Below are 21819 nucleotides of genomic sequence, written 5' to 3' on the forward strand. Positions count from 1 at the left end.
GGGGCGGGGGTTCGTTGGGGTCAGGACGCATGAAAAACGAAGTGCCTTCCGTGCGTTTCTGCACAGAAGGCACCCGAAGAAAGGACGGCGGTTCCACATCGGGAGGGCTCCGTCCCGTTGATACAATCGATGGTGCTATCGCGCCCCGATCGCTGATCCATCCGTCTGAAGGAAGCGATCGAACCACCGGAGCATCCGGATATTATAGTCCAAACGAGCGGTAGCTGCCCGATTGCCGTGTCCCTCACCGGGGTAGAGCACAAGACGGACGGGCGTATCCGTCCGCGTCTTGATGTGCCGGTACATTTCCAGCGACTGGCTCGGGTGGACGCGCGGGTCCTCTTTTCCATGCAGAATCAGGAGCGGCGTCCGGGCCTCCCCGGCGTGGTAGATCGGGCTACGCTCAAGGTAACCCATGTAGTCCTCCCAGATCCGCTCCCGCGAGTGGACGAGGAAGAGCTCTTCCGGAATGTCGCTTTCGCCCCACTTAGAAATATTGTTCGAGATGCCCACGAACATCACGCCGGCCGCGAACCGATCTGTATACCGCGTCGACATCCAGGCCGTCGCATAGCCCCCGTAGGAGCCGCCCGTCACGCCAACGCGGTCCGGGTCCACGAGTCCCCGATCGATCAGCGCGTCGACGCCGTCGACAACGTCGTCGAATTCACTTCCGGCAAGGTCTCCCTGACTGCTCTTGGCGAAGGCTTCGCCTCGACCGGTGCTGCCCCGGTAGTTCGGGTAAAAGACCGCATAGCCGCGTGCCGCCGCCATCTGGCCCGCTGTGCTGTAGGAGGTCAACCACCCGTCGTCGTAGTGGGCTTCGGGTCCGCCGTGCACGACCGTGATGAGCGGATACGTGCTCCCCTCCTCTCTGTCGAGCGGATGGATCAGCAGTCCCTGCAGCTCCATGCCGTCCCGCGCCGTGTAGCTGACCACTTCCTGGGTTGCCATTTTCTCATCGGCAAGCCACGGGTTGTGATCGGTGAGTCGCTCCGGCGACGTACCATTCAGAATGTACACCTCGCGCGGATGCGTCCGCGCGTCTGCGACGAACGCATGGGTGTCGCCCGCCGCATCAAGCGAGTGCAGGACCGGGCCATCACCGGATAGTACACGCTCCATCTCGGAGCCGTCGCGGCCGATGGTCGCGAGCGTCGAGTGAACGCCTTCGCTGGCCAGGAATTCGATGGTCTCATTGTCGCGCCACCGGATGTCTTCCATCTTGCCCTCGAAGTCGGGCATCAGTGCCGTCGGCGAGCCGCCGTCGGCAGAGACGACGAAGAGACGACCGTCGATCGGATCGTGAATGTCGGCGCCCGCTACAAACGCGAGGTGAGCGCCGTTCGGACTGAAGGCGAGCGGCCCGAATTTGCCATCATGGTCGACCGTTGATGTAACGTCGCCGCTGGACGCCTCCACGATATCGATCTGCCGCTTCATGTAGAAGTCGTCGACGCGCGGCGTGGGAGCCGTCAGGATGGCGAGCGTTGATCCATCCGGGCTCCACGTCACGCCGGAGACGTTCCGGTCCGAGTCGATACGCGTGGTCGTACCGGCGGATACATCGGCGATGTATCCGTAGGAATAGGTCAGCCCCTCTTCGTAGATTTCCGGCTGATACGGCAGGTCGCTCTCCGGCTCCTCGGCCTCGGGGTCTGCTGCGTAAAACGCAAGTTGCGACCCGTCCGGAGACCAGTCGTACGACGAAATCGAGGTGTCGAAGGCAAACAATTCCGTAGCCTCACCGCCGCTCAGCGGGACTTCGTAAATCCGCGCCGTTTCCGCGTCGCCGAGCTGGTCAATGAAGGTGAGCGTGTTGTGCTCGGGTCGAACGGCGAGGCCCCGAACGTTGCCGCGTGTGGCATACGGCGTGGCCTGGCCCGACTCCACATTCACCACCCACAGCTGGCTCGACGCCGGTTCGTTGGACTCGGTCGGATTCGCCGGCACGGAGAGTGTATAGGCAACGTGGTCACCGTCCGGCGTGACGACGGCGCTACCAACCTGTTTAATTCGGGCGATGTCCTTCGGAGTGAGAGCGTCTTCGTTGTCTTCGAAGGCCTCGGCTTCAACCGTGCGCGCCGGCAGTTCCGACACCATCTGCGCGGAGACGGTCGGCGCGAGCACCGAGAGGCACAAAAGGGCGACAAGCCCGATAACAGTACGTTTCATCATGACGGTCGGTGGAAACAGTGGTAGGGCACTCGGACCGGAAAATGTACGACCGTTTCACCCTCTCGTCAAGTGCGGTCGCGGGCAGAATCGAGACAGCGGAGACGTCCACCCGTCTTGAACATCATGCGTCCACGAATCCACCTGGAAAGAGGCCCCGGCCGGGTGGGTCAGCTGCCACTTCGCGTTACCCCGGCTGGTATTCGTTTACTAAAATCATCCACTGGATCGGGGCGCGCGCGGTGGCAAAGGCGCCGATGTAGACCGCATACAGCTCGATGCCCTCGCCTTTCGAAAATTCGTCCTGCATCTAGTCCAGTGGCGTCGACTGCACGGGAAGCCAGAGATCGCCGGCAGTGGTACGAAACCGGGCGGACGAATTGTACAGGTCGACGTAGTTGGAGTCCAGACCTGCGGAGCGCAACCAGGACCTCAACATGTATCGGGTGGCGGACTGGGATTGGACGCGTCTCCCCGGTGTACGTCGCCCGAACCCGCATCCGCGGCGTCCGTGGCGCGATCCACATGTTGAACGCATCGGTGTCGATGTTCGACCGATCCCCCCGTTCGATGTTGCGCTCCATCGTCGAGAGCAGCGTGTCCAGACGCGTCGGCTCGTACCCCTCCCACTGGCCCCGCCCACTCTACGGCAGCGCTGCCATCAGGCATGCGACGACCGTGAGTCCGAAGATGAAGCGCCGAGATACAGCTGGCTGGACGCGATCCATTCCGAGGGTAGACGTAGTGGTATGACGAGGCGCTTCTGGAAGATAGACTTCGTTCCGATGGGCGAGGGTCAGGCCTCCTGCACGACGGCGCGAGATCCAGCTGCGGGCTCGAGATTCATTCGTTCGGCGCGTTTGGCCCCCCGGCGCATTTCCCGCTCCATCTCGTGCATGTAGTTCCAGAAGTCGACCTGGATGGTGTGCCGCGGCGATGCAGTGTACCGATTCTGCATAGCGGTGAGTGCAGCGTCGATTTCCCCCTCCATGGCTTCCACGGACGGAACGGCGACCTGGCCCGCCAGGAGCTCGGCGACCCATTTCGCCTGCTTCTCGACCAGGGGCATGACGGCGCCCAGCGGTTGGATAAGGCCGAGAAAGTACAGCCCCGGCATTTCCGGCGGTACGACGTACCGGTAGAGACGAACCCGATTGTTTTCGACCGAGAAAAGGTCATCCGGGAGAAACGGAAACGCGATGTCGTAGCCCGTAGCATAAATGATCGCATCGAAGACCTCTGACGCGCCGTCTTCGAAGTGGACGGTCGCCCCGTCCAATCGATCGATATTCGGACGAACGGCGACACGCCCGTGACCAATCTGAGACAGCAGTTCCTGGGAGATCGTCGGGTGCTCCTCCATGAGATCGTGATCCGGCTTGGGAAGTCCGTACCGCTCCTGGTCACCGACGGACATCCACACGAGCAGCTTGAACAGGGCCCGCCGCACGCCGACGGGGAGATATTCCATGTACGGATTCGTCCACTGGTCCAACGGGTGACCCAGGACGTATTTCGGCAGCACCCATGCACTGGATCGCGTCGACAGCGTCACCTGCCCGGCGACCCGGCAGAGGTCGACGATGATATCGCACGCGCTGTTTCCGATGCCGACAACGAGGACCCGGTCCCCGGCGAAATCCTCCGGCTCCCGGTACGCATGTGAATGCAGCACACGTCCGTCGAAGGATCCGGGGAAATCAGGCCAGCGGGGATTCCAGTGGTGACCGGTTGCAACCAGGACGGCTCCGTATTCCCGCACCTCCCCGGTCGTGAGCCGAACCCGCCACGTGTCCGGATCCACGCGATCAGCGTGCTCGACGCCCGTGTTGAACGTGATCCCGGACGTCAGGTCGAAGGCATCAGCGTACGCCTCAAAGTAGCGAAGAACCTCTGCGTGGTGACCGAACACGGGAAACTCCTCCGGCATCGGGAAATCCTCCAGCTCCATATTGTGCTTGCTGGAGTTGATGTGGAGCGTTCGGTAGGCCGCTGAGCGGTCGTTGTCGTTGTCGAACCGCCAGAGACCCCCGAGGTCGGATCCAAGCTCGAAGTGATCGTACGGCAGCCCGTGATCCTTCAGCGCCTTCGCGGCCGTCAACCCGGAGATGCCCGCCCCGATAATGCATGCCTTCCCGCTCCTCAGAAGATGCTGATGCGCCTCGGATTCAGAAGTACCGGTCGTCATATGGAGCGAGAGTTGGTTAGAGACCCGTGCAGCGATCCTTACGCCTGACCTCGAAGGAGGTTTGTCCCAAGACGCGGATCAAAAACGGGCGGTTCTATCTGAGGGAGCCCGACGCGGGCCGATGATGGCCGGCGAAAGGATTCCAGCCGCGTGACGGCCTACAGAAATGAAGATAACGGCCATCGATCCGAACGGTTCGTGCTGATGGCTGCATGCGGCAGATGTTTCCGCGCCGTTGAAACGCGTCTTTTGAATTCAAAATGATTCGTGCGCCAAACAATTACGGCCGCGTGTGCCACGATGGCTTCATGCGTTCGCGTCGATTTCGGCGAGACGCGTTACAGTCCCGAGAGCGTACGATACACATCTCCCTCCGTAATCGACGGGACTTCGAGATCTGGATGGCCGCTGACGTCCATCACCAGCGGTCCTCGATAGGCGTCGATGACCGTTTCGACGTGGAGGTAGTCCATCGAGATGGCTTCCGCGGCCTTCATGGAGAGGTCCAGCAGGCGGTCCCAGCGCCAGATTCGTACACCCTCGATGGACGAGTACGTATCCGGGTGTTCGGCGAGAAGTCCATCGCGGTCGTGGGCCGGGTGCATTCGGCCCGATGCCATGTCGATCCCCGCACAGAGGGCGCCGGCCTGTAAGGTTGCCCGTCCGTCGGACGTGTCCGTCGGGATGCGGGCAAGGGCGAATTTCGGGTCGCCGCAGTACGTTATGATACGAACGTACGACAGACCGCGCGGATAGATCTGGTAGAACATGTCATCGATCGTGCAGCGATATTCGGCGAGGATGCCTTGCGCTGCCGTCGGCGACATTCCGGAGACGGCGTTTTCCATGAGCCGCACTATGTCCCGCTCGGAAAGAATGCGTCCTATCGGAGTTCGCCATTCGACCGCACCGCTCGATTCGACTTTCTTCAGGAGGACGGCCTTCCAGGCCGGTGCGGCGCCGATCGGCTTCAAGACGAAGGTCGGCAGATCCCGCAACGCAGACCACGCGCTCTCGACCTCCTCAGGGCGTGTTATCCTCGCGTATGTGTCAGGCACCGGCAAACCGGCGTCTTCTAGCAGTGATTTCGGAAGACGGGTTGGCTCGTTCTCAGATGGCGTATCGGCGGCGGCAGACGCGCCCCCACTGAGAACGCCTAACGTGGGATCGATCCGCTCGTGTGCCACCGTTTTCTTGCCTCGCCCGTGTCCGTATGCATTCATCTCGGAAACTCGATATGACGAAAAAGCAGTCGGCCGGACGCTTCCGCGCCGGCGTCAGCCCGTGTACGTGCGAACCACGTACCACTCTTGGAATCGCTTCCTCTGGACGTCTCTCCGTCCGCAGAACCGCGTCTTAAACGCAACGCCCGAAGAAAAAGTGTCATCTTTAGACCCTGTGAGACGCCTGTGACACGTCAGATGACACACGTATCGGAATATGCCGACGTACTCCACCAACAAAGTGCGGTCGGCACCGTGCGCGCACCATGCTCGAGGGAAGTCGCGTATCGCACTTCCCTTTTTCGGTGACGTGCGATATACTACCGGGGCGTCTGTTCTCATTTCCGCATGTCTCGCTACGCATGAGCACCTCAACCACTGCCGAGTCGTGGAGCGACCGGCTCCTCGATCGTGTCGAACGCACCGGTAACGCCCTGCCGGACCCGGTCACGCTCTTCTTTATTTTCATCGGGATCGTGATGATCGCCTCCTGGCTTGCCTCGGCCACCGGCGTCAGTGCCGTTCATCCGGGCACTGGCGAGACCATCACCGTGGACAACCTGTTCTCCTCCGAGAACATCCGGCGCCTGTTTGTGGAAATGCCGGAAACGTTCGCGGCCTTTCCTCCGCTTGGCCTGGTGCTCGTCGTGATGCTCGGAATCGGCGTGGCCGACAAGTCGGGCCTCATCAGCGCCGCCCTAAGCGCGTTCGTAAGGTCCGTCCCCGACGCGGCGCTTACGGCAGCGCTGGTCTTCGCCGGGATCATGTCGAGTCTCGCCGTGGACGCCGGCTACGTCGTCGTTATTCCACTCGGTGCCGTCCTGTTCTACGGTGCGGGACGCCATCCGCTGGCCGGACTCGCCGCAGCATTCGCCGGTGTGTCCGCCGGCTTCAGCGCCAACCTGTCGCTCACGTCCCTCGATCCGCTGCTCGCCGGGTTTACAGAGCCCGCCGCCCGCTTGATCGACAGCGGGTATTCCGTCGACGCCACGGCCAACTACTACATCATGATCGCGCTCGTGCCGGTCTTCATGGTCGCGGGCGTGTGGGTCACCGAGCGCATCGTCGAGCCTCGACTGGGCGTCTACGACCCGCCGGACGACCTGGACGCGGATTCGTCCCACGACCTGTCCGGCGAAGAGCGGCGGGGGCTTCGGGTTGCGGGAATCGTGTTCGCTGTGGTCGCGGCAGGTGTGGCCATGCTCGTGATACCGGAGGGCGCTCCCCTACGCGGCTCAGCCGGATCGCTCGATCCGTTTTATGAAAGCATCGTCGCCCTCATGGTCGTGCTGTTCTTTCTCCCGGGCCTCGCGTTCGGCATGTCGACTGGCAAGATCGAATCCGACAAGGACGTGGCGGAGATGATGGCCGATACGATGTCGGATATGGGGGCGTACATCGTCCTGGCCTTCGCCGCTGCGCACTTCATCGCCATGTTCAGCTGGTCGAACCTCGGGTCTGTCGTCGCCATCACGGGCGCCAGCGGTCTGGAGGCGGTCGGCTTCACGGGCATCCCGCTCGTGGTGTCCTTCATATTCGTGTCCGCCCTCATCAATATGTTCGTCGGAAGTGCGTCGGCGAAATGGGCGATCCTGGCACCGATCTTCGTTCCGATGCTGATGCTGCTCGGCTATTCACCGGAAACGACGCAGGCGGCCTACCGGATCGGAGACGCCTTCACCAACATTCTGACGCCCCTCCTTCCGTACTTCCCCCTGGTAATCATCTTTGCCCAGCGATACGTGAAGGACAGCGGTATCGGCTCGATCGTGGCGCTTATGCTCCCCTACTCGATTGTCTTCGGAATTGTCAGCACCACGACACTGGTTCTGTGGATCATCTTCGGCCTTCCGCTCGGCCCGGGCGTTCCGCTCGAGTACGTGTCCCCGTAGACCGACGGGGAAAGACCGCGAAGCAGCCGGTTTGATGTGAGGGCGAGCGGGTGTGCGGGTTCTGTGTCATCGTGATAGCGTCCGGGGGTAGCCTGTGCTGATCCCGGGCGCTTGGCGCGTGTGCGAAATTCCGAGGGTGTTCCTTTCACGGCGAATCACGACCGTCGGCTCCAGCGTTTTCCTGCGTACATGACGTTTTCTGTCGCCCGCAACGTGAGTCCATGAACGACCTCCTCGCCTCCAAACCTGAGTCGCTTCGCGAGAAGCTGGACAACCTGCCGCGTGACACGGGGGTCTACAAGCATCTCGACGAGGAGGGAATGGTATTGTACGTAGGGAAAGCGAAGGACCTCCGGAGCCGCGTCCGATCGTACTTCCAGAACAGCCGCAACCACTCCCGGCGCATCGACGTGATGGTCCGGAAGGCCGCCGACGTCGAGGTCATTGTGACCGATACAGAGGTGGAGGCGCTGATTCTGGAGAACAACCTGATCAAGGAGCACCAGCCGCGCTACAACGTCAATCTGCGCGACGACAAGACGTATCCGTATATCTGCATTAAGAACGAACGCTTTCCACGCGTTTTCAAGACGCGGAAACGCAAGCAGGACGGATCCAAGTACTTCGGTCCGTACACGGATGTCGGGCAGATGAACAAGATGATGGACGCCATCCGCTCCGTCTTCCAGCTTCGCACCTGTTCGCTGAAGCTCGACCCCGAGCCGATCGAGGCCGGCAAGTACGACGTCTGCCTCCAGTACCACATCGACAACTGCAAGGGCCCGTGCATTGGCGAGCAGTCGCACGAGGACTACATGCAGACGATCGACCAGGTCGAGAAATTGCTGAACGGCCACACGCAGGAGCTGATCGACCTGCTCGAGGATGAGATGGAGGAGCAGTCGGAGGACCTGAACTTTGAAGAAGCTGCGCGCCTACGGGACCAGATCTCCGCGCTGGAAAAGTATTCGCAGCGGCAGAAGATCGTCAGCCAGGACAATGCCGACCGCGACGTCTTCGCCCTGCACGTCGACCGAAACGAGGGGGTGGCGTGTGCGGTCAAGTTCACCGTTCGGGAAGGGAAAATGATCGGGCGTCGGCACACGTACATTCGGCGGATCGACGGTCGATCGGACGAAGAACTGCTGCTTTCGTACGTCGAGAAGTATTACACGGAGGCCAACTTCTTCCCCGACGAGGTGCTGCTGTCGGTCGACCCGAACGACCATCCGGCGCAGGACACGCACGCACTCGAACAGCTTCTGCGGCGAGAAAAGGGCAAACAGGTACCCGTCAAGGTCCCGCAGCGGGGCGACAAAGCGTCGTTGATCCGGATGGCTGCGTCGAACGCGAAACTCCTGGTCGGCGAATGGAAGACGCAGCAGATGAAGCGCGAGCGCGACCGCATTCCGGAAGCGGTCAAGTCGCTGCGGAAGAACCTGCAGATGGAGGATCTCCCGCGCCGCATCGACGGAATCGACATCTCGCACCTCGGGGGGACGGAGACGGTCGCCTCTTGCGTCGTCTTCACCGACGGCACGCCGCGGAAGAGCGAGTACCGCACGTACAAGATCCGGACGACCGACGAAGGACGTCCCGACGACTTCAAGGCGATGCGGGAAGTCATCCAGCGTCGCTACAGCAAGATCGTAGAGGAAAACGGCCCCTGGCCAGATCTACTGGTTGTTGACGGCGGAAAGGGCCAGCTATCCAGTGCCGTCAAGGTTCTGAAGGAAGTGGAGGCGTACGGGAAGTTCCAGGTGATCGGAATCGCAAAACGTCTGGAGGAGGTGTTCATGCCCGGCGACACGGATCCGGTAATGATCGCGAAAGACGACGTCGCACTCCAGCTCCTCCAGAAAGTCCGAAATGAGGCACACCGCTTCGCCGTCACGTATCAGCGCAAGCGTCGCAAAAAGAAAACGCTCCACTCCGAGTTGCTCGACATCCACGGCATCGGTCCGAAGACCGCCAGGGACCTGCTGAACCACTTCGGGTCGGTAACAAAAGTCAAGAACGCCGCCGAGTCTGACATCGCAGAGGTCGTCGGCCCGGCGAAAGCGGAAACCGTCCGCGCCTATTTCGACGACGTCTCCGAACCCGAAGCGGAGATGGCAGATGGGTGAGCCGGTGAGTACATCAGCGCGGTTTTACGTATGTGCGTTGATGCGTTGGGGCGTTGATGCATTGATTCGTTGAGGCGTTGGGGCGTTGGTGCGGTTGCGTACCCGCGGGACGTCGACCGGCACGCGCTCGGCCCCGACGCGCACGCGGCCCGGGTTGGAGCCCCAGCGCACGTAACGGCCGCCATGGGGCTTGTGGCGGCTGTAGCGCGGCCCGGCCATCGAGCGCACTTCTTTGCTCATCAGCGACGTGGCCAGGGCCAGTAAACCATCGATGGCCCGTTCGATCATCGCCAGCTTAACGTCGGGTGGGGCAGCGAGCAGCTCCTCGATCGTTGCAACGGTCGGCGCTGCCTGCGGCGGTGGTCATTTTCCAACTAACTTTGAATCTACCCCAGACCATCCCAGAACCCAGAACTCGGAGCTCAAATCCCGGAACCCTGAACCCTGAACGTTGAACCCTGAACCTTGCCCTGAACCTTGCCCTGAACGGGCCCCGCATTTCTCTTCTCCATCTCGCTCCGTACCATGAAGGGCGCCGGGGTGACCCGGCATGTCTCGGATCGTATTGCTGACTCCCTGCGCCCATGCTCAACTACATCTGGGCGGGACTGATCGTGTTCAGTCTCGCCTTCGCGCTCGTGACGGATGTCACGGAACTCGTTCAGGATCGCTTTCCCAACGAATCCGCGGTTCCGGCCGCCGTCACCTTCCCTCAGGGCTACGACGCCGACGCCCGACGACAACCGGTCCGGGTCACGTTTGACGACGAGACGTACCGGAGCCGCTTTCCCGAGGATTCGCCCGATTCACTCGCATCCGCCTACGACGGCACGCTCGTTCAGACGCGCGACGGCCGCCAGATCCGCCTCGAGGCCGGCGCCCTGCCGGAGCCTCTCGCCACGATCCGCTCCTTTCAGGCGGATGAGGATGGAGATCCGCTGCGTGCACGCATCGATGGGTCTCCCCGATTCGCATCCGGACCGGTGGCGGTGGATCTGCGCTTCGAGCCCGTCCGATTTCGGAAAATGAACGACATTGCGCAGGCGGCTCTGACCTTTGCCGAAACCGGCGCCTCGCTCGCGCTCGGGTTCATCGGCATTCTTGGGTTGATGCTTGGGCTCGTCAAGATCGGGGAAGAAGCGGGACTCGTTCAGGCGCTCGCACGATTTGTCCAGCCGGTGCTGTCGCCGCTCTTTCCAGGCGTGCCGAAGGATCACCCGGCCCTCGCGAATGTGACGCTCAACCTGCTCGCGAACGTTTTCGGGCTTGGAAACGCCGCCACACCACTCGGGATCAAAGCGATGGAGGACCTCCAGGAGTTGAACCCGAAGAAGGAAACCGCGACGGATGACATGGTGATGCTCCTTGCCATGAACACGTCCAGCGTCCAGCTCGTCCCGCCTTCGCTCCTCGTGGCAATCATGGGCCTGCAGATCAACCAGCTCTTCTTCTCTATCACGCTGGCGACGCTCTTTTCCAGTATCGCCGGCATCCTGGGTGCCTATGGGCTGAGCCGGCTCCGGCGCTTCCGCCGCTCGAATCCGATGCTCCAGAAGGACGACGCCTGAGTCTCGCTTCCGCCTCTGTTTCGGCCACGCCCTCCCGATCAAGCCCTGTCATTCCACGCCTTTGCCCCATGATTGAAGTTCTGCGCGACGTCGTCTCCGTTCTTTCTTACTTCGTTCTTCCCTCCCTGCTCGTCGGGTTTCCGCTATACGGCCTCTACAAAGGGGTTCGCGTCTACGAAGTGTTCGTCGAGGGAGCCAAAGAAGGCTTCCAGGTGGCCGTCACCATTATTCCGTATCTCATCGCGATCCTCTTCGCGATCGGGATGTTTCGTGCGAGCGGTGCCATGGACTTCCTCGTCGACATGCTTGACCCGGTTCTCGCCCTCATTGGCATCCCTGCCGAGGTGGTCCCGATGGGCCTCATCCGTCCCCTGACCGGATCCGGCTCGGCCGGGCTCGTCGCGGACATGATCCAGCAGTACGGGGAGGACTCGCTCCTCGTGAAAATGGTTGCCACCATGTTCGGATCGACCGAAACAACGTTCTACGTGATCGCCGTCTACTTCGGCGCTGTGAACATCCGGGAGACGCGCCACGCCGTTCCGGCCGGACTCTTTGCCGATTTCGTCGGCTTTCTGGCGTCGGTCTACGTCGTGAAGCTACTTTTCGGATAGCCGGTTGGCCTGGCGTTCGCGCCCACAATCTGCGCAGGCAACGGCCTTCCGGTGCACCGGTCTTCCCCTGGCACCGACCGCCAGATCACCCTATGGTCGCGAGGGCCAGACTAAGAGCGGTGAGCTGCAAACGCATGGCCTCAGACGGCGGAAGGGGCGTAAGCGAGAATGTGCGAAGCAGGTCCGCAACGGCATCATCGTCGTCAGCCACGTCACGATGGCGAAGGTCGGCGAACCTGTCCCGAAACGCTTCATAGCGGGCCGGACGATGCGGGTGATCGGATGAAGCAACGGAGGTCGGCCCGCCCGTGAGGACCCACAGCGGTAGCTCCGTTACGAGGCACAGCGGATCTCCGCCCCACCCCATCACCATCTCCATCGAACTGTCGTGGAAGCGGCGCGCCATGTCGTCGTCGCCGATCGACCGAAAGTAGGACCGCATCGCCTCCCCGCGGGGTGTCGTCTGGATACCGGGATCGATCCAGAAAAACCCTTTCTCGCCCTTCCGGTTGTGATCGTGCATGGCGAGGCCCGCCTCGGCCGCCGCGCGCCTGTATTCGTCCTGCAGGTCCTCTGTGCGATACGTCCAGGGACGATTGATCAGCAAAAGCGCCCCCTCGCTGACCGACATGCCGTGCAGACTGGCGTGCAAGACAAACGGTGCATGCGGCTTCAGGAACGACGCCACCGCCTCATTCTCCGGCCGCATCGACGGAAACCCAAACTCCAGGTCACGCCCCGGCAGGTCGCGACTGACGTGCCGCAGGTAGGCGCGGATGTCGGGCCAGGCCTTGATCCACGGCCGATTCCGATGCTCTCCGTCAGGGTTCGTATGGGGCACGATGTAGAACGTAAACCGCTCGAGCACCCCCTCGAATCGATTCGGCTGATCCAGGACCTCGCGAATCATTGACCGAAGCGTCTCCGGACCGACGGGCTCATCCGCGTGGTTGCCCGCGATCAAGCTGACGTGCCGCTCGCCGCTCCCGAGAACGACCGCGTCGATGGGACGTCCCTCCTCACTCTCCCCGATGGTACGGAACCGTGCAAGAGACGGATGCCCCTTACAGGCCGTAAGCAACCAGTCTCGTGCCTCGGCACTTGACGCAAAGCTCGGGTCGGGATCGGCGCACGGTGTGAGATCAAACGGGTCGGATCGGGCCATCATGGGCGAAACAGGCGTTCACAGAAATATAGACAAAAAGGATGCATGATGAAGATATGCCCAGAATACGGAGGTTTCAATAATATGGCTCCCTGGCTCGGACCCTCACCCGGGGCGCGGGGTTGTGGAGGGCTGCAGGATGCTTGCCTCGGGACGTGTCCGGAGCGGGTCGATGAGTGCGCCTTCAAAAAACTGAGGGCAACGGTTGACAATCCGCATGCTCATCCACTAACTTCGCCACCGTACCCAGGGCCTCATGTCCGGCTGACCCGAAGACGGTTTCGATCGTCTTCGATCGCCAGCAGGGTGGAGGAGTCCTGCATTACTTCATGCATTCATTGGATTCAACGCAGCATCATGGAAGAGCGCAAAGTCGGAACCGTCAAGTGGTTCAGCAACGAGAAAGGATTTGGTTTCATCGTGCCTGAAGAGGGAGGTGAGGACCTTTTCGTGCACTATAGCGAAATCAACACTGAAGGGTTTAAGACTCTGAATGAGAACGACCGTGTAGAGTTTACGGTCGGCCATACAGATAAGGGCCCGAATGCGCAGGACGTTGACGTGATCGGCTAATGCCTCTGACGTCACGACGTGCCAACGCCCCGACTTGCTTCACGCAGGTCGGGGCGTTTTGCGTTTGGGAATAGGGTTCAAGGTTCAGGGTTCAAGGTTCGGGGTTCCCTGATGCCCAAACCCATGGACAAACCAAAGTACAAACAAACCCAGCTGTACCCCCTCCCTCGATCGGGTCGAGGTGACCTTGCCCTATGTACACAGTCGCACCTCCAGACGACGCCGACTTACCGCACGCCTTCGACCGTCCCTACATTCACCAGTCGATCAGAATTGAGGGTGATGTCGCGGTAGTAGACGAACGCCTGGTACCGGTCGCGTGCCGGAGCGGCGGTTCGGTTCATTTCTGCGCGCAGGCCGGGATCGTCGGTCGCGTAGAAGTACTCGTACCGTCCCTGCTTCAGCAAAACGTCAGCTTCGTAGCGGCCGCGTCCCTCGACCCACCGCATCCGGTTCTCCGATCTCACCTGGTCGCCGGAGAAGCTCCCGGCCAAGATCACCTCTCCTCCGACCGGGCGTTCGGCCGGCGGTACGAAGGCGAACGTCGTCTGCACATATTCCGCCGCCGTCTGCGGCCGAGACAGCGCCGTTACGGCATCATTGACCACGATCTGGGGTCCGATGGGGTCGCGGAACGGCGTGCCGGAAAAGCGAGCCACATCGGGTTCGAGCAGCACCTGAAACGGGGAAACTGACCGGTCGACCCGTTCGATGCGTGGTCCCACGCGAAGCTGGCTCAGGTCCAGGGCGTAGCGCGACCGAACGGGAGCAAATGCACGGCCTCGTGACAACTCGAACTCCACTCCGTCGGAGGGCATCAGGCGCGACCGATTGGCGCACCGCGTGGCCGAGAAGTCCGCATTCCTTGCGAAACAGACGGCGTAGTCGTACGTGCTGCTGCTCAACGCCGGGGGCGGCACGTAGCGCGCGATCGGACGATCCGACGGCTGTTGCTGCCCGGTCACGATGAGTCCTTCAACGCCGAGGTTCAGCGACCCTGCGTCTTCCGTGACGAAGAAGGGCCGCTCGAACAGAACGGCATCCTCCCTCCCCTGCTCGGTCACGCGGACGATGAAGTTGCCGCTCGCCTCAAACTGGATGTCCTCGTTCGGGAATTGGTAGCGGTAATGCGTGTATCGCACCTCCGTCCCCTGCGACGGCGTGTACTCCAGGACGTTGTCGGACTGGAAACTCGCCAGGAAGCGGCTTGCCGAAGCATCCCGGTTCCAGTCCCGGTCAGCGTGGTAAAAATAGACCGACACGGGTCCCGACGCCTCCCCGATGAGGTCGAAGGCAAGGGTGAGCGTCTGGGAGCCGTTCAGACGCAGAATGGGAAGGGCGGCCTCATTCGTCCCGCGGAAGAGCTGGACCGTCTTTGCGCGATCCGCCTGTGGCGCGAGACGGAGACCGGCCTCCTCCCGGGCGGGCTCGGCGGACTCGGACTCTGCCGTGTCCGTCCCCGCGCAACCCGCGAAAAACAGAACCAGTGCGGCCAGCGTCGACAGCAGGGCCGGCCGGACACACCACTGCCGCGCAGATCGAGACGAGGAAAAACAGGCGCGCATGGAGGACGAGATCAAGACCACGGAGGAAACGGCTGGCTCGTGCCGGCGGGCCAGTACTCAGAGTATAGGTGATGCATCCATGCCCCTCAACCGCCTCGGGAGGTCGATTCGAGTTCGTCACGGGGCGTCTCGTCGTTCCGTTTCCGCAGCCACTCGGCCCGCTCCGCCAGGTGATGCCAGACGCGGGCTTCGGAACCTGCGCGTCGGTCCGTCATCTCTTCTGCCGCGCGTTGAGCGATGGCGGACACCGCTTCCGAGCCACCAGCCCGTGCTGTGAGAGATGCGCGAAGCAGTTCATGAGACAGCGTCACCCGCCATGCGCGCGGGAGCACGTTTCCTCCGATTCGGTCTACTAGACCCAATGCAGGTCTTTCCCAGTCCGCCGGTCGCTCAGGCAGAGGGATAAGAGAAGCCCAGTGCAACGCCGACGCATCCGGCCGGTGCCCTGCGTCGTAAAGAAGCGCGGCCCAGAGTTGGGCGCGGCGAATCTCTTGCGGAGCGCGAGGGGAGGACGCCGCCCAGCGCAGCACCTGCTCGGCCCGTGGCACGGCCGGCCCACCTCCCACCACGTGTCGCAACAGTGTCGGATTGCGAACCGAAAGGCGCCGTACCCAGATCGCCACGCGCTCGTCCACCCGGTACGGAGGGATCGCCGAAACAGCCCGATCGTACATCGTCGCCGCCGAGTCAGGGCGTCTCGCCAGGACCAGCGCATCGCCCCGGACGACGTCGACCCCAGGCGTGTGCCACTCCGGGGGAAGGTTGGCCAGACCGGCGAGGACGGTGTCTGCGGGCACAGCCTGCGCCAGCCGGAGTCGGGCGCGCCGCACGTGTGCGGACGCCGATCGCGGCTCGAGCTGTATGGCACGCTCAAGGTGCGTGATGGCCGCGGACGTGTCGCCCGAAGCCAGTTGACGATCCGCTTCCTGGATCCGGCGGCGGTGCGCCGGGACGAAGTGCGGGCATCTCGTTTCCAGGAGTGACGGTCGCGCGAACCACCGATCGGCCGTTCCTCCGGCATCGGCATCGATTGGCGTCGACAGTGAGAGCGCATTACTCCACTCCGCGGCAAGATCGCGGACGGATCGCCCGTATACCCGCTGAAAATCGGCTCGGGCGTAGACGGCTTTCAGTCGTTCCGGTCCATACCGATCAAGGAGATACGACACGAACGATCCCATCGTCGTGTACGAGACGGCGCCGCGATCCGTCCAGAACCCTGCAGGTGAGAGGCGCGCGGCCACCGCCTCGGGAAGGTCCGTGCCGAGTCCGGTGCGCCCCCGCGCCGCGCGGACGAGGTCGTCGGGCGACGGTGCGAGAGACGGCGGCTCCAGGGCAACGGCCCATCCCTCTACCAGACCCACTGACCACGATGCGCGAACCCCCGGCAACCCGAACGGACGGCCGAACAGGTGCGCGAGTTCGTGCTGGAAGCTACCTTTCAGGCGGTCCACCAGCAGGTGCGACTGCGCCCGTCCGAGCCAGACGGGTGCGACGGATGTCTGACGCGCACCGGTGAGCCGCGCTTTCACCTCCGGCGACGGGTAGACAAACGTGAGGATGCGCTCGCCCCGGGCCATGTCCGTCTGGAGTCGTTCGGACAGCTGGTGATACGCAAATTCCTGCTGCAATGCCCACGACCGAACTTCCGCCGGCTCGTGAGCAGTGGAGTCGTAGTGAATTTCGAAGTGGTCCGTCTGTAACGTTCCGGGGAGCGCCTTCTTGAGATGGCTCTCGGTCACCGTCACACCGAGATTCGGGGCAAAGAGGTACGAAACGCCGAGAAGCCCGGCGGCAATCACGCCGGTTCCCGTCCAGCGCCGGGACCCGAATCCACGCAGCCGCGCGCCGAGGACGACGGCGACAGCGATCCACAGCACGGTCACACCGCGGAACCAGAACAGTCCCGCCCGAATCGCGAGCTGCTCGTCGTAAATGGGCCCGAGAACACCGCCGAAGACGTGGTTGTACGTGAAAAACTGAGGGTGAAAGCCCAGGTCGTACACCGGCCCGGCCATCATCACGACAAGCCCCACGAGGGCTACGCGGACTACAGGGCGTCCCGTCGAGGACGCGGTGATTCCGTAGGCGACGGCCCCACCCAGAACCGCGGACACCGGGACGAACAGCAGATACAATCCCACCCCGGTAAGGTAGGCACAGTTCGGTGCCCAGAGCATAGCAACAGTCAACAGTCCCGCCGGGACGAGCGCCGGCGGCAGGAGATGAAGCCCGGTGCGAACTGCCTCCCCGGGGCTTGTCGCCGGCGTGAAGCTCGTTGCGGCCGCCCAGCCCGAAATGAAATAGGCTGCGGCCGCCACCACGGCTGAAGACTCTACATGAAGCACATTGAGCAGCGGTATCGGCCACAACGCAACGCCAACCGCCGCATACGCGAGATGTATCCGAAAGCTTCGGTTCACCGCTCGATGGGTTCGGTTGTCGGACGGTACGTGTGCGCGTGACCGGTGAGGCGCTTCAAGTTAGCGGGCGCAGATGAATCCTCACGTAGTGTCGTGGCCCGCCTCGCAGCGGGGACGCTACAGTACGTCGAACGACACCCCTACGGAGAGCACCTCCTTCAGCTGGACGCTGTCATCAATGTTCTTATCATATAACAGTGTGACCTCCAGTTCTGTGCTGATATAATCGTTGACGCTCAGCTGCAGAACGTTTGTCCACAGCACATCCGGTGGATCCTCCGTCTGATTGAATGAAAAGAAGGCATTCAGATTGGACTTGTACCGAATGTCCTCCGTGATACGCCGATTCACGTCGAGCGCGTACTCGGCACCCGCCTCAACCCGCGCGGCCCGGTCAAAATCGACATCGTACAGTACCTTCAACTGGTCCTTGAGCACGATGGTCTGCTTCGAAGCTGCGCCGAGACGCATCTGCACCCACGGAGCAGGCTCGTACGTCAGACCGATGGACTCCGTGATGAAGGCAGGCGCCAGAAACTGGGACACGAGACGCGATTCCCCGTCCGTAATTTCTCCCCCCCGCGGATTGTCGTCGGGATATGGGTTATCCTGGCCAGGAAACGCAAATCCTTTCGCGAACTGCGTCCGGATATTCCCGGCGATCGTCGGGTTGAAGATGCGAAAGAAGCCCTCGCCCTGGTAACGGAGGGCGGACTCCAGCCGAATCAAGTCGTCGGCCTTGCGCACCTCACTCTCGTCATCCTGGTCAAAATCCTGGCGCAGGATGCCGAAGGCGAGCCGCGCCTGGTGCCGATGAATCCAGTGACGTCCGCGCCGCTCCGCGAGCCCGTCAATCGACGTGGTAAACGCCAGCGAGTTAACGCCCCCCTCCTGCCAGTTGCTATATGCAGCCTGCGACCCCGACAGCTTGCCGCTTACATCGGTGGACCAGACCCCCACCGTATCGGACGACGCCGTTTCTTGAGCGAGCACCGGTGGAGCGGAAACGAAGAGCCAGACGATCGCGACAGCAGCGAGGCTGTGCGCAACTGAACGGCATGAGATCGATTTTGAGATACGTGAATACATGGGATACGGTCGAATGGATCGAAAAACGGGATCGACGAAGTACGTGCAGAGACAGAAAAAGGCTATGCCGTGATAACGACATAGCCCTCTGTGCCAGAGGCACGGAAATCCGAAGGGGGAGATCCTACAGCTCGTCGTTCTTGATCTCCTGAATCTCCTGGCGGATTTCGTGGGCGAGCTTCTTCAGCTCCATCATGCTCTTCCGAGCCCGCGTGCCAGCCGCCTTGTTGCCCTTCTCATAGAACTTCATGAGGTCCTCCTCGGCTTCCTTGACGGTGTTGGTGAGCTCTTCGTAGCGTTCTTCGAACTTACTCATATTTGAGTCGCCTCCGTTAAAGTGTGCGTGTGATACGTCTGATCAGACGGTACGTCTCGATTACTCTGAACCGAACATAAGGCGCCTCTGAGCCCCTGTCAAGCCGCTTTTCGGGGAAAAACCGCCCCGTGCCCGACCTGAGCGGGGTTTTACCGAAACGTTCAAGCAGCGAGACGTGTGGCTCTCACCGGGTCGTCCCACAATCCCTCCGGATTTGTCACAATGGCTGAGCACCCGGCGTCTGCCACACGGCGCACCGCGTCCGGCTCGGCGACGGCGTCCCCGACGGACGTCGCGTCGACCTCATCTTTCGTCCCTTTCGCATCGATAATCCCCGCCTGCCCGGCCTGAGACAGGAAAACGACGGTCGCGTCGAACACATCATCCAGGGCGTTCTCGATGGCGATGACCGTATCGGCTGTCCAGACTTCCCGCACTTCCCCCGACGCCGTGCGCGCCAGACTCGACACCACGCCGACAACGTGCTGCTTCAGTAGAGCCTCCAGCCAGCCGGTTTTGCCGACGGACAGGTTCGGGCCGGTTTCCGACCCGTTGGCCGTCTCTATCCGGAGAAGCCCGCGATCGGTGCCCTGAATCCCGACGGTGCTAACGACTTCGTCCGTGAGCGAGCCAACAATTTCCTGATTCGCCTCGCGTACGGCACGCTCCACCAGCCGCTTCTGCTTCTCGGTTTCCACATCGAGCACGCCGCTCGACCGCTCCGGGAAAATGCCCTGCGCCTCAAGCGTCCGTTCGACCTTTTCCCCACTGCCGTGCACAATCAGGCAGTCGCGCTGTGCACCCTGCGTGATCTGCTTGGCCATTTTCTTGATAAAGAGCGGATCGCCGAGATGGTACCGATCCAGGTAAACGATGTACAGATCGCGCATGAAGACCGAGGAACGTCGTTAGAAAGGATGTCGGTAAGCATGACGAGAAAGCCGGCAGGTACCGGTCCGCGTCACGTCAGGCGTTCGCGCATGGAGCACATTCGTATCAACCACCCGCCGTAGGAAGCGGTTCGGCTTGGCCGTATTTTCAGAGGGGATAGTGCCGCGAGAGGGTACCTCATCCGCCGGCAGCCGCCTTCACATTGCGCGGTCACCCGAGATCTGGAGTCGCCGGCCGGTACGACAGACGCTTGCCTGCGAGATGTCTGTCGAGGATCACCGCACCTGCGGCGCTCCATGCAAGGGGGCGCGTGCCGCCCGGGGCCGCTGTTTCAGCGTCGCGATACTCCGGAAACAGCCATCTTTCGGAAACACCATCCGCGCCGCTCGCGTCGAGGGCCGGGTCCCCGTCTTGCCGACGATTGGCCCCGTGAATCGCGTCGAGCACGTCGCGGGCCGCCTCCTCCTGCCGTCCCATGCCGAGGGCGCATCCCCACCATCCATTCACCATCGGCCAGAGGCCGCCGTTGTGGTAGTGGCCCGGACGGTTCTGAAAGGTACCGCGGTGGTTGCCCTGGAGCAGGTGCCAGTCCGGATCGCCTTCGCGAACCGGCGGCCAGAACGCCGGAATGAGCCGGCCGGGGCGGTCCGACCGCATCGACTCGCCCGCCTCCAGCGTTCGCCGTGCCGACGCGTCATCGCCGAGGCCGAGCAGCACGGCGAGAGCATTCCCCCAGGCGTCGAACATCGTCTGGTATCCGCCGGGACTCAGGGCCGGCAGCCAGTACAGGGGGACGGCGTTGCCCTTTAGAACCTGTTGCGCAGCGTACGGGTGGTAGGCACCGTCCGCGGCCGAGCCGCCGAGGTCCAGCCGGAACGTTGCCGCGATGCGCCGCTCGATCGTGTCTCGTCGCTCCGCCGCGTCGCCGATCCCAAGCATTTCCGCGCCGCGAAGTGCCCAGACGCGCATTAGCTGATCGAACAGCACGTAGCCGTGCAGGATGTACTCATCCGCCCAGTCCCCTCCGAGCGGGACGTAAACGAGACCTCGTCGGTTGTACTCCCAGGCGGTGAGGAGCTGGAGGCCGCGCCGGACGTCATCTGCATGTCGTGCTCCAAACGCCACGTCACCGGTTGCCTGCACGTACTGGGCCAGGCCCACGACGAACCAGGAAATGGCGTCGACGCGGCCGCTGAGGCCGCCATAGCTCACGTCGGTGATTTGTCCCTCCCGAATGGCGAGGTTCGACGGGATCTGACCGTCGGGCCCACCGGCAGCTGCGAGGGCTTCGAGGGTGTCCTTCAGGCCCTGCGTGATCCGATCATCGCCCGCCACCAGACCGGCCAGCCCACACATCACGCTATCTCGGGCCCACACGCGGCGATAGTTCGTCACGTCCGTCGGGCTCGCGAGAATTCCGTCTGACGTCGTGACGGCGTGAAGAAGGTCGAGAGCCGCATCGGTAGCAGGGTCGAAGGAAGCGGGCATGCGGGCCGGCAGATGTCGAACAGTTAGAATGGACTCGTCAACGTAGGCCCCGGCCGCACGACCGTCAAGCGCGTCCTGGGCGTCCTGGGCGTCCTGGGCGCCCTTCGGATCGTTTCCGCTATGCGCCCCCGGCCCGTGCGAATTGCTCAGATACGTGGCGGTGTTCAGGTGCTTCGGTGTTCAAGTGCGCAAGCGTTCGGGTTGTCGCATGTTGACGTGTTGAGATGGTCGCCAAAGGGGCCTTGCCCCCGAAGCGTCGTGTGGCTGAAGGCACCAACGAGTCCACGACCCAACGGTCCATGACCCAACGGTCGAAGGCCGCCCCCACTCCGACTGTCCCGCCCCTGAAGCTACGGATTCGGTACCCGGCGTTACATGCGATCCCGGCAAAACGCCGGTGATCCCATCCCGCAACGCAATCAAATCCCCAATTCCCAATTCAAGATCCGCAATCCCCAATCCCCAACCCTTATTCACTTGCGTTCCCCCATGGATATCATTTGCTTGGAAAGGCCGGACGTAA

Annotated in this window: 18 protein-coding genes; 5 read left to right on the forward strand and 13 right to left on the reverse strand. The window is 62.3% G+C overall.

What is annotated here, in order from left to right; genetic code table 11:
- Positions 1-135: 135 nt before the first annotated feature.
- From ACFCU0_RS00895 to ACFCU0_RS00915, 5 genes are all read right to left on the reverse strand, one after another.
- Positions 136-2178, reverse strand: coding sequence for a S9 family peptidase (locus ACFCU0_RS00895; protein WP_434971769.1), 2043 nt, complete (start codon positions 2176-2178; stop codon positions 136-138).
- Between the two features lie 184 nt (positions 2179-2362).
- Positions 2363-2485 (reverse strand): hypothetical protein, encoded by a 123-nt coding sequence (locus tag ACFCU0_RS00900; protein WP_434971770.1) that lies wholly within the window; start codon positions 2483-2485, stop codon positions 2363-2365.
- Complete coding sequence (locus ACFCU0_RS00905; protein ID WP_434971771.1) at positions 2486-2614, reverse strand: hypothetical protein; 129 nt, start codon at positions 2612-2614, stop codon at positions 2486-2488.
- Between the two features lie 357 nt (positions 2615-2971).
- Positions 2972-4363 carry a flavin-containing monooxygenase gene (locus ACFCU0_RS00910; protein ID WP_434971772.1) on the reverse strand — a complete coding sequence of 464 codons (1392 nt, stop codon included), beginning with the start codon at positions 4361-4363 and terminating at the stop codon, positions 2972-2974.
- A gap of 338 nt (positions 4364-4701) precedes the next feature.
- Complete coding sequence (locus ACFCU0_RS00915; protein ID WP_434971773.1) at positions 4702-5586, reverse strand: sugar-transfer associated ATP-grasp domain-containing protein; 885 nt, start codon at positions 5584-5586, stop codon at positions 4702-4704.
- 362 nt (positions 5587-5948) lie between these two features.
- Between ACFCU0_RS00915 and ACFCU0_RS00920 the strand changes: the two genes are divergently transcribed.
- The gene (locus ACFCU0_RS00920; RefSeq protein ID WP_434971774.1) at positions 5949-7478 is read left to right on the forward strand and encodes an AbgT family transporter; all 1530 of its coding nucleotides are present in this window, start codon (positions 5949-5951) and stop codon (positions 7476-7478) included.
- Positions 7479-7699: 221 nt separating this feature from the next.
- Positions 7700-9604: an excinuclease ABC subunit UvrC gene (gene uvrC, locus ACFCU0_RS00925; protein WP_434971775.1), complete on the forward strand. Its 1905-nt coding sequence runs from the start codon at positions 7700-7702 to the stop codon at positions 9602-9604.
- A gap of 24 nt (positions 9605-9628) precedes the next feature.
- Here uvrC and ACFCU0_RS00930 read toward each other — a convergent pair whose 3' ends face one another.
- Positions 9629-9892 (reverse strand): hypothetical protein, encoded by a 264-nt coding sequence (locus ACFCU0_RS00930; RefSeq protein WP_434971776.1) that lies wholly within the window; start codon positions 9890-9892, stop codon positions 9629-9631.
- Positions 9893-10188: 296 nt separating this feature from the next.
- On the opposite strand from ACFCU0_RS00930, the gene ACFCU0_RS00935 reads away from it, so the two are divergent.
- Positions 10189-11172, forward strand: coding sequence for a nucleoside recognition domain-containing protein (locus tag ACFCU0_RS00935; RefSeq protein WP_434971777.1), 984 nt, complete (start codon positions 10189-10191; stop codon positions 11170-11172).
- A 68-nt stretch (positions 11173-11240) separates the two neighbouring features.
- Positions 11241-11786 (forward strand): spore maturation protein, encoded by a 546-nt coding sequence (locus ACFCU0_RS00940; protein WP_434971778.1) that lies wholly within the window; start codon positions 11241-11243, stop codon positions 11784-11786.
- 85 nt (positions 11787-11871) lie between these two features.
- Here ACFCU0_RS00940 and ACFCU0_RS00945 read toward each other — a convergent pair whose 3' ends face one another.
- Positions 11872-12954, reverse strand: a complete 1083-nt coding sequence (locus ACFCU0_RS00945) for a M14 family metallopeptidase (RefSeq protein ID WP_434971779.1) — start codon at positions 12952-12954, stop codon at positions 11872-11874.
- Positions 12955-13308: 354 nt separating this feature from the next.
- On the opposite strand from ACFCU0_RS00945, the gene ACFCU0_RS00950 reads away from it, so the two are divergent.
- Positions 13309-13524, forward strand: coding sequence for a cold-shock protein (locus ACFCU0_RS00950; protein ID WP_434971780.1), 216 nt, complete (start codon positions 13309-13311; stop codon positions 13522-13524).
- Between the two features lie 227 nt (positions 13525-13751).
- On the opposite strand, the gene ACFCU0_RS00955 is transcribed toward ACFCU0_RS00950, so the two are convergent.
- From ACFCU0_RS00955 to ACFCU0_RS00980, 6 genes are all read right to left on the reverse strand, one after another.
- A complete protein-coding gene (locus ACFCU0_RS00955) occupies positions 13752-15089 on the reverse strand; it encodes a type IX secretion system plug protein domain-containing protein (protein WP_434971781.1) in 1338 nt (445 codons plus the stop codon).
- Positions 15090-15175: 86 nt separating this feature from the next.
- Positions 15176-17512 (reverse strand): tetratricopeptide repeat protein, encoded by a 2337-nt coding sequence (locus ACFCU0_RS00960; RefSeq protein ID WP_434971782.1) that lies wholly within the window; start codon positions 17510-17512, stop codon positions 15176-15178.
- Between the two features lie 117 nt (positions 17513-17629).
- Positions 17630-18505 (reverse strand): DUF3078 domain-containing protein, encoded by an 876-nt coding sequence (locus ACFCU0_RS00965; protein WP_434971783.1) that lies wholly within the window; start codon positions 18503-18505, stop codon positions 17630-17632.
- A gap of 220 nt (positions 18506-18725) precedes the next feature.
- A complete protein-coding gene (locus ACFCU0_RS00970; RefSeq protein WP_434971784.1) occupies positions 18726-18917 on the reverse strand; it encodes a histone H1 in 192 nt (63 codons plus the stop codon).
- 161 nt (positions 18918-19078) lie between these two features.
- A complete protein-coding gene (locus ACFCU0_RS00975; protein WP_434971785.1) occupies positions 19079-19807 on the reverse strand; it encodes an acetylglutamate kinase in 729 nt (242 codons plus the stop codon).
- Between the two features lie 211 nt (positions 19808-20018).
- On the reverse strand, positions 20019-21296 hold the full coding sequence (locus ACFCU0_RS00980) for an amylo-alpha-1,6-glucosidase (protein WP_434971786.1): 1278 nt from the start codon (positions 21294-21296) through the stop codon (positions 20019-20021).
- Between the last annotated feature and the right edge of the window lie 523 nt (positions 21297-21819).

It is taken from the genome of Longibacter sp. (assembly GCF_051155795.1).
Classification (GTDB): domain Bacteria; phylum Bacteroidota; class Rhodothermia; order Rhodothermales; family Salinibacteraceae; genus Longibacter.

Coding starts and splice junctions, on each gene's coding strand:
- ACFCU0_RS00975 (WP_434971785.1), bottom strand. CDS start 19,807: ATGCGCGATCTGTACATCGTTTACCTGGATCGGTACCATCTCGGCGAT.
- ACFCU0_RS00935 (WP_434971777.1), top strand. CDS start 10,189: ATGCTCAACTACATCTGGGCGGGACTGATCGTGTTCAGTCTCGCCTTC.
- uvrC (WP_434971775.1), top strand. CDS start 7,700: ATGAACGACCTCCTCGCCTCCAAACCTGAGTCGCTTCGCGAGAAGCTG.
- ACFCU0_RS00895 (WP_434971769.1), bottom strand. CDS start 2,178: ATGATGAAACGTACTGTTATCGGGCTTGTCGCCCTTTTGTGCCTCTCG.
- ACFCU0_RS00945 (WP_434971779.1), bottom strand. CDS start 12,954: ATGATGGCCCGATCCGACCCGTTTGATCTCACACCGTGCGCCGATCCC.
- ACFCU0_RS00915 (WP_434971773.1), bottom strand. CDS start 5,586: ATGAATGCATACGGACACGGGCGAGGCAAGAAAACGGTGGCACACGAG.
- ACFCU0_RS00980 (WP_434971786.1), bottom strand. CDS start 21,296: ATGCCCGCTTCCTTCGACCCTGCTACCGATGCGGCTCTCGACCTTCTT.
- ACFCU0_RS00900 (WP_434971770.1), bottom strand. CDS start 2,485: ATGCAGGACGAATTTTCGAAAGGCGAGGGCATCGAGCTGTATGCGGTC.
- ACFCU0_RS00955 (WP_434971781.1), bottom strand. CDS start 15,089: ATGCGCGCCTGTTTTTCCTCGTCTCGATCTGCGCGGCAGTGGTGTGTC.
- ACFCU0_RS00920 (WP_434971774.1), top strand. CDS start 5,949: ATGAGCACCTCAACCACTGCCGAGTCGTGGAGCGACCGGCTCCTCGAT.
- ACFCU0_RS00910 (WP_434971772.1), bottom strand. CDS start 4,363: ATGACGACCGGTACTTCTGAATCCGAGGCGCATCAGCATCTTCTGAGG.
- ACFCU0_RS00970 (WP_434971784.1), bottom strand. CDS start 18,917: ATGAGTAAGTTCGAAGAACGCTACGAAGAGCTCACCAACACCGTCAAG.
- ACFCU0_RS00940 (WP_434971778.1), top strand. CDS start 11,241: ATGATTGAAGTTCTGCGCGACGTCGTCTCCGTTCTTTCTTACTTCGTT.
- ACFCU0_RS00950 (WP_434971780.1), top strand. CDS start 13,309: ATGGAAGAGCGCAAAGTCGGAACCGTCAAGTGGTTCAGCAACGAGAAA.
- ACFCU0_RS00930 (WP_434971776.1), bottom strand. CDS start 9,892: ATGATCGAACGGGCCATCGATGGTTTACTGGCCCTGGCCACGTCGCTG.
- ACFCU0_RS00905 (WP_434971771.1), bottom strand. CDS start 2,614: ATGTTGAGGTCCTGGTTGCGCTCCGCAGGTCTGGACTCCAACTACGTC.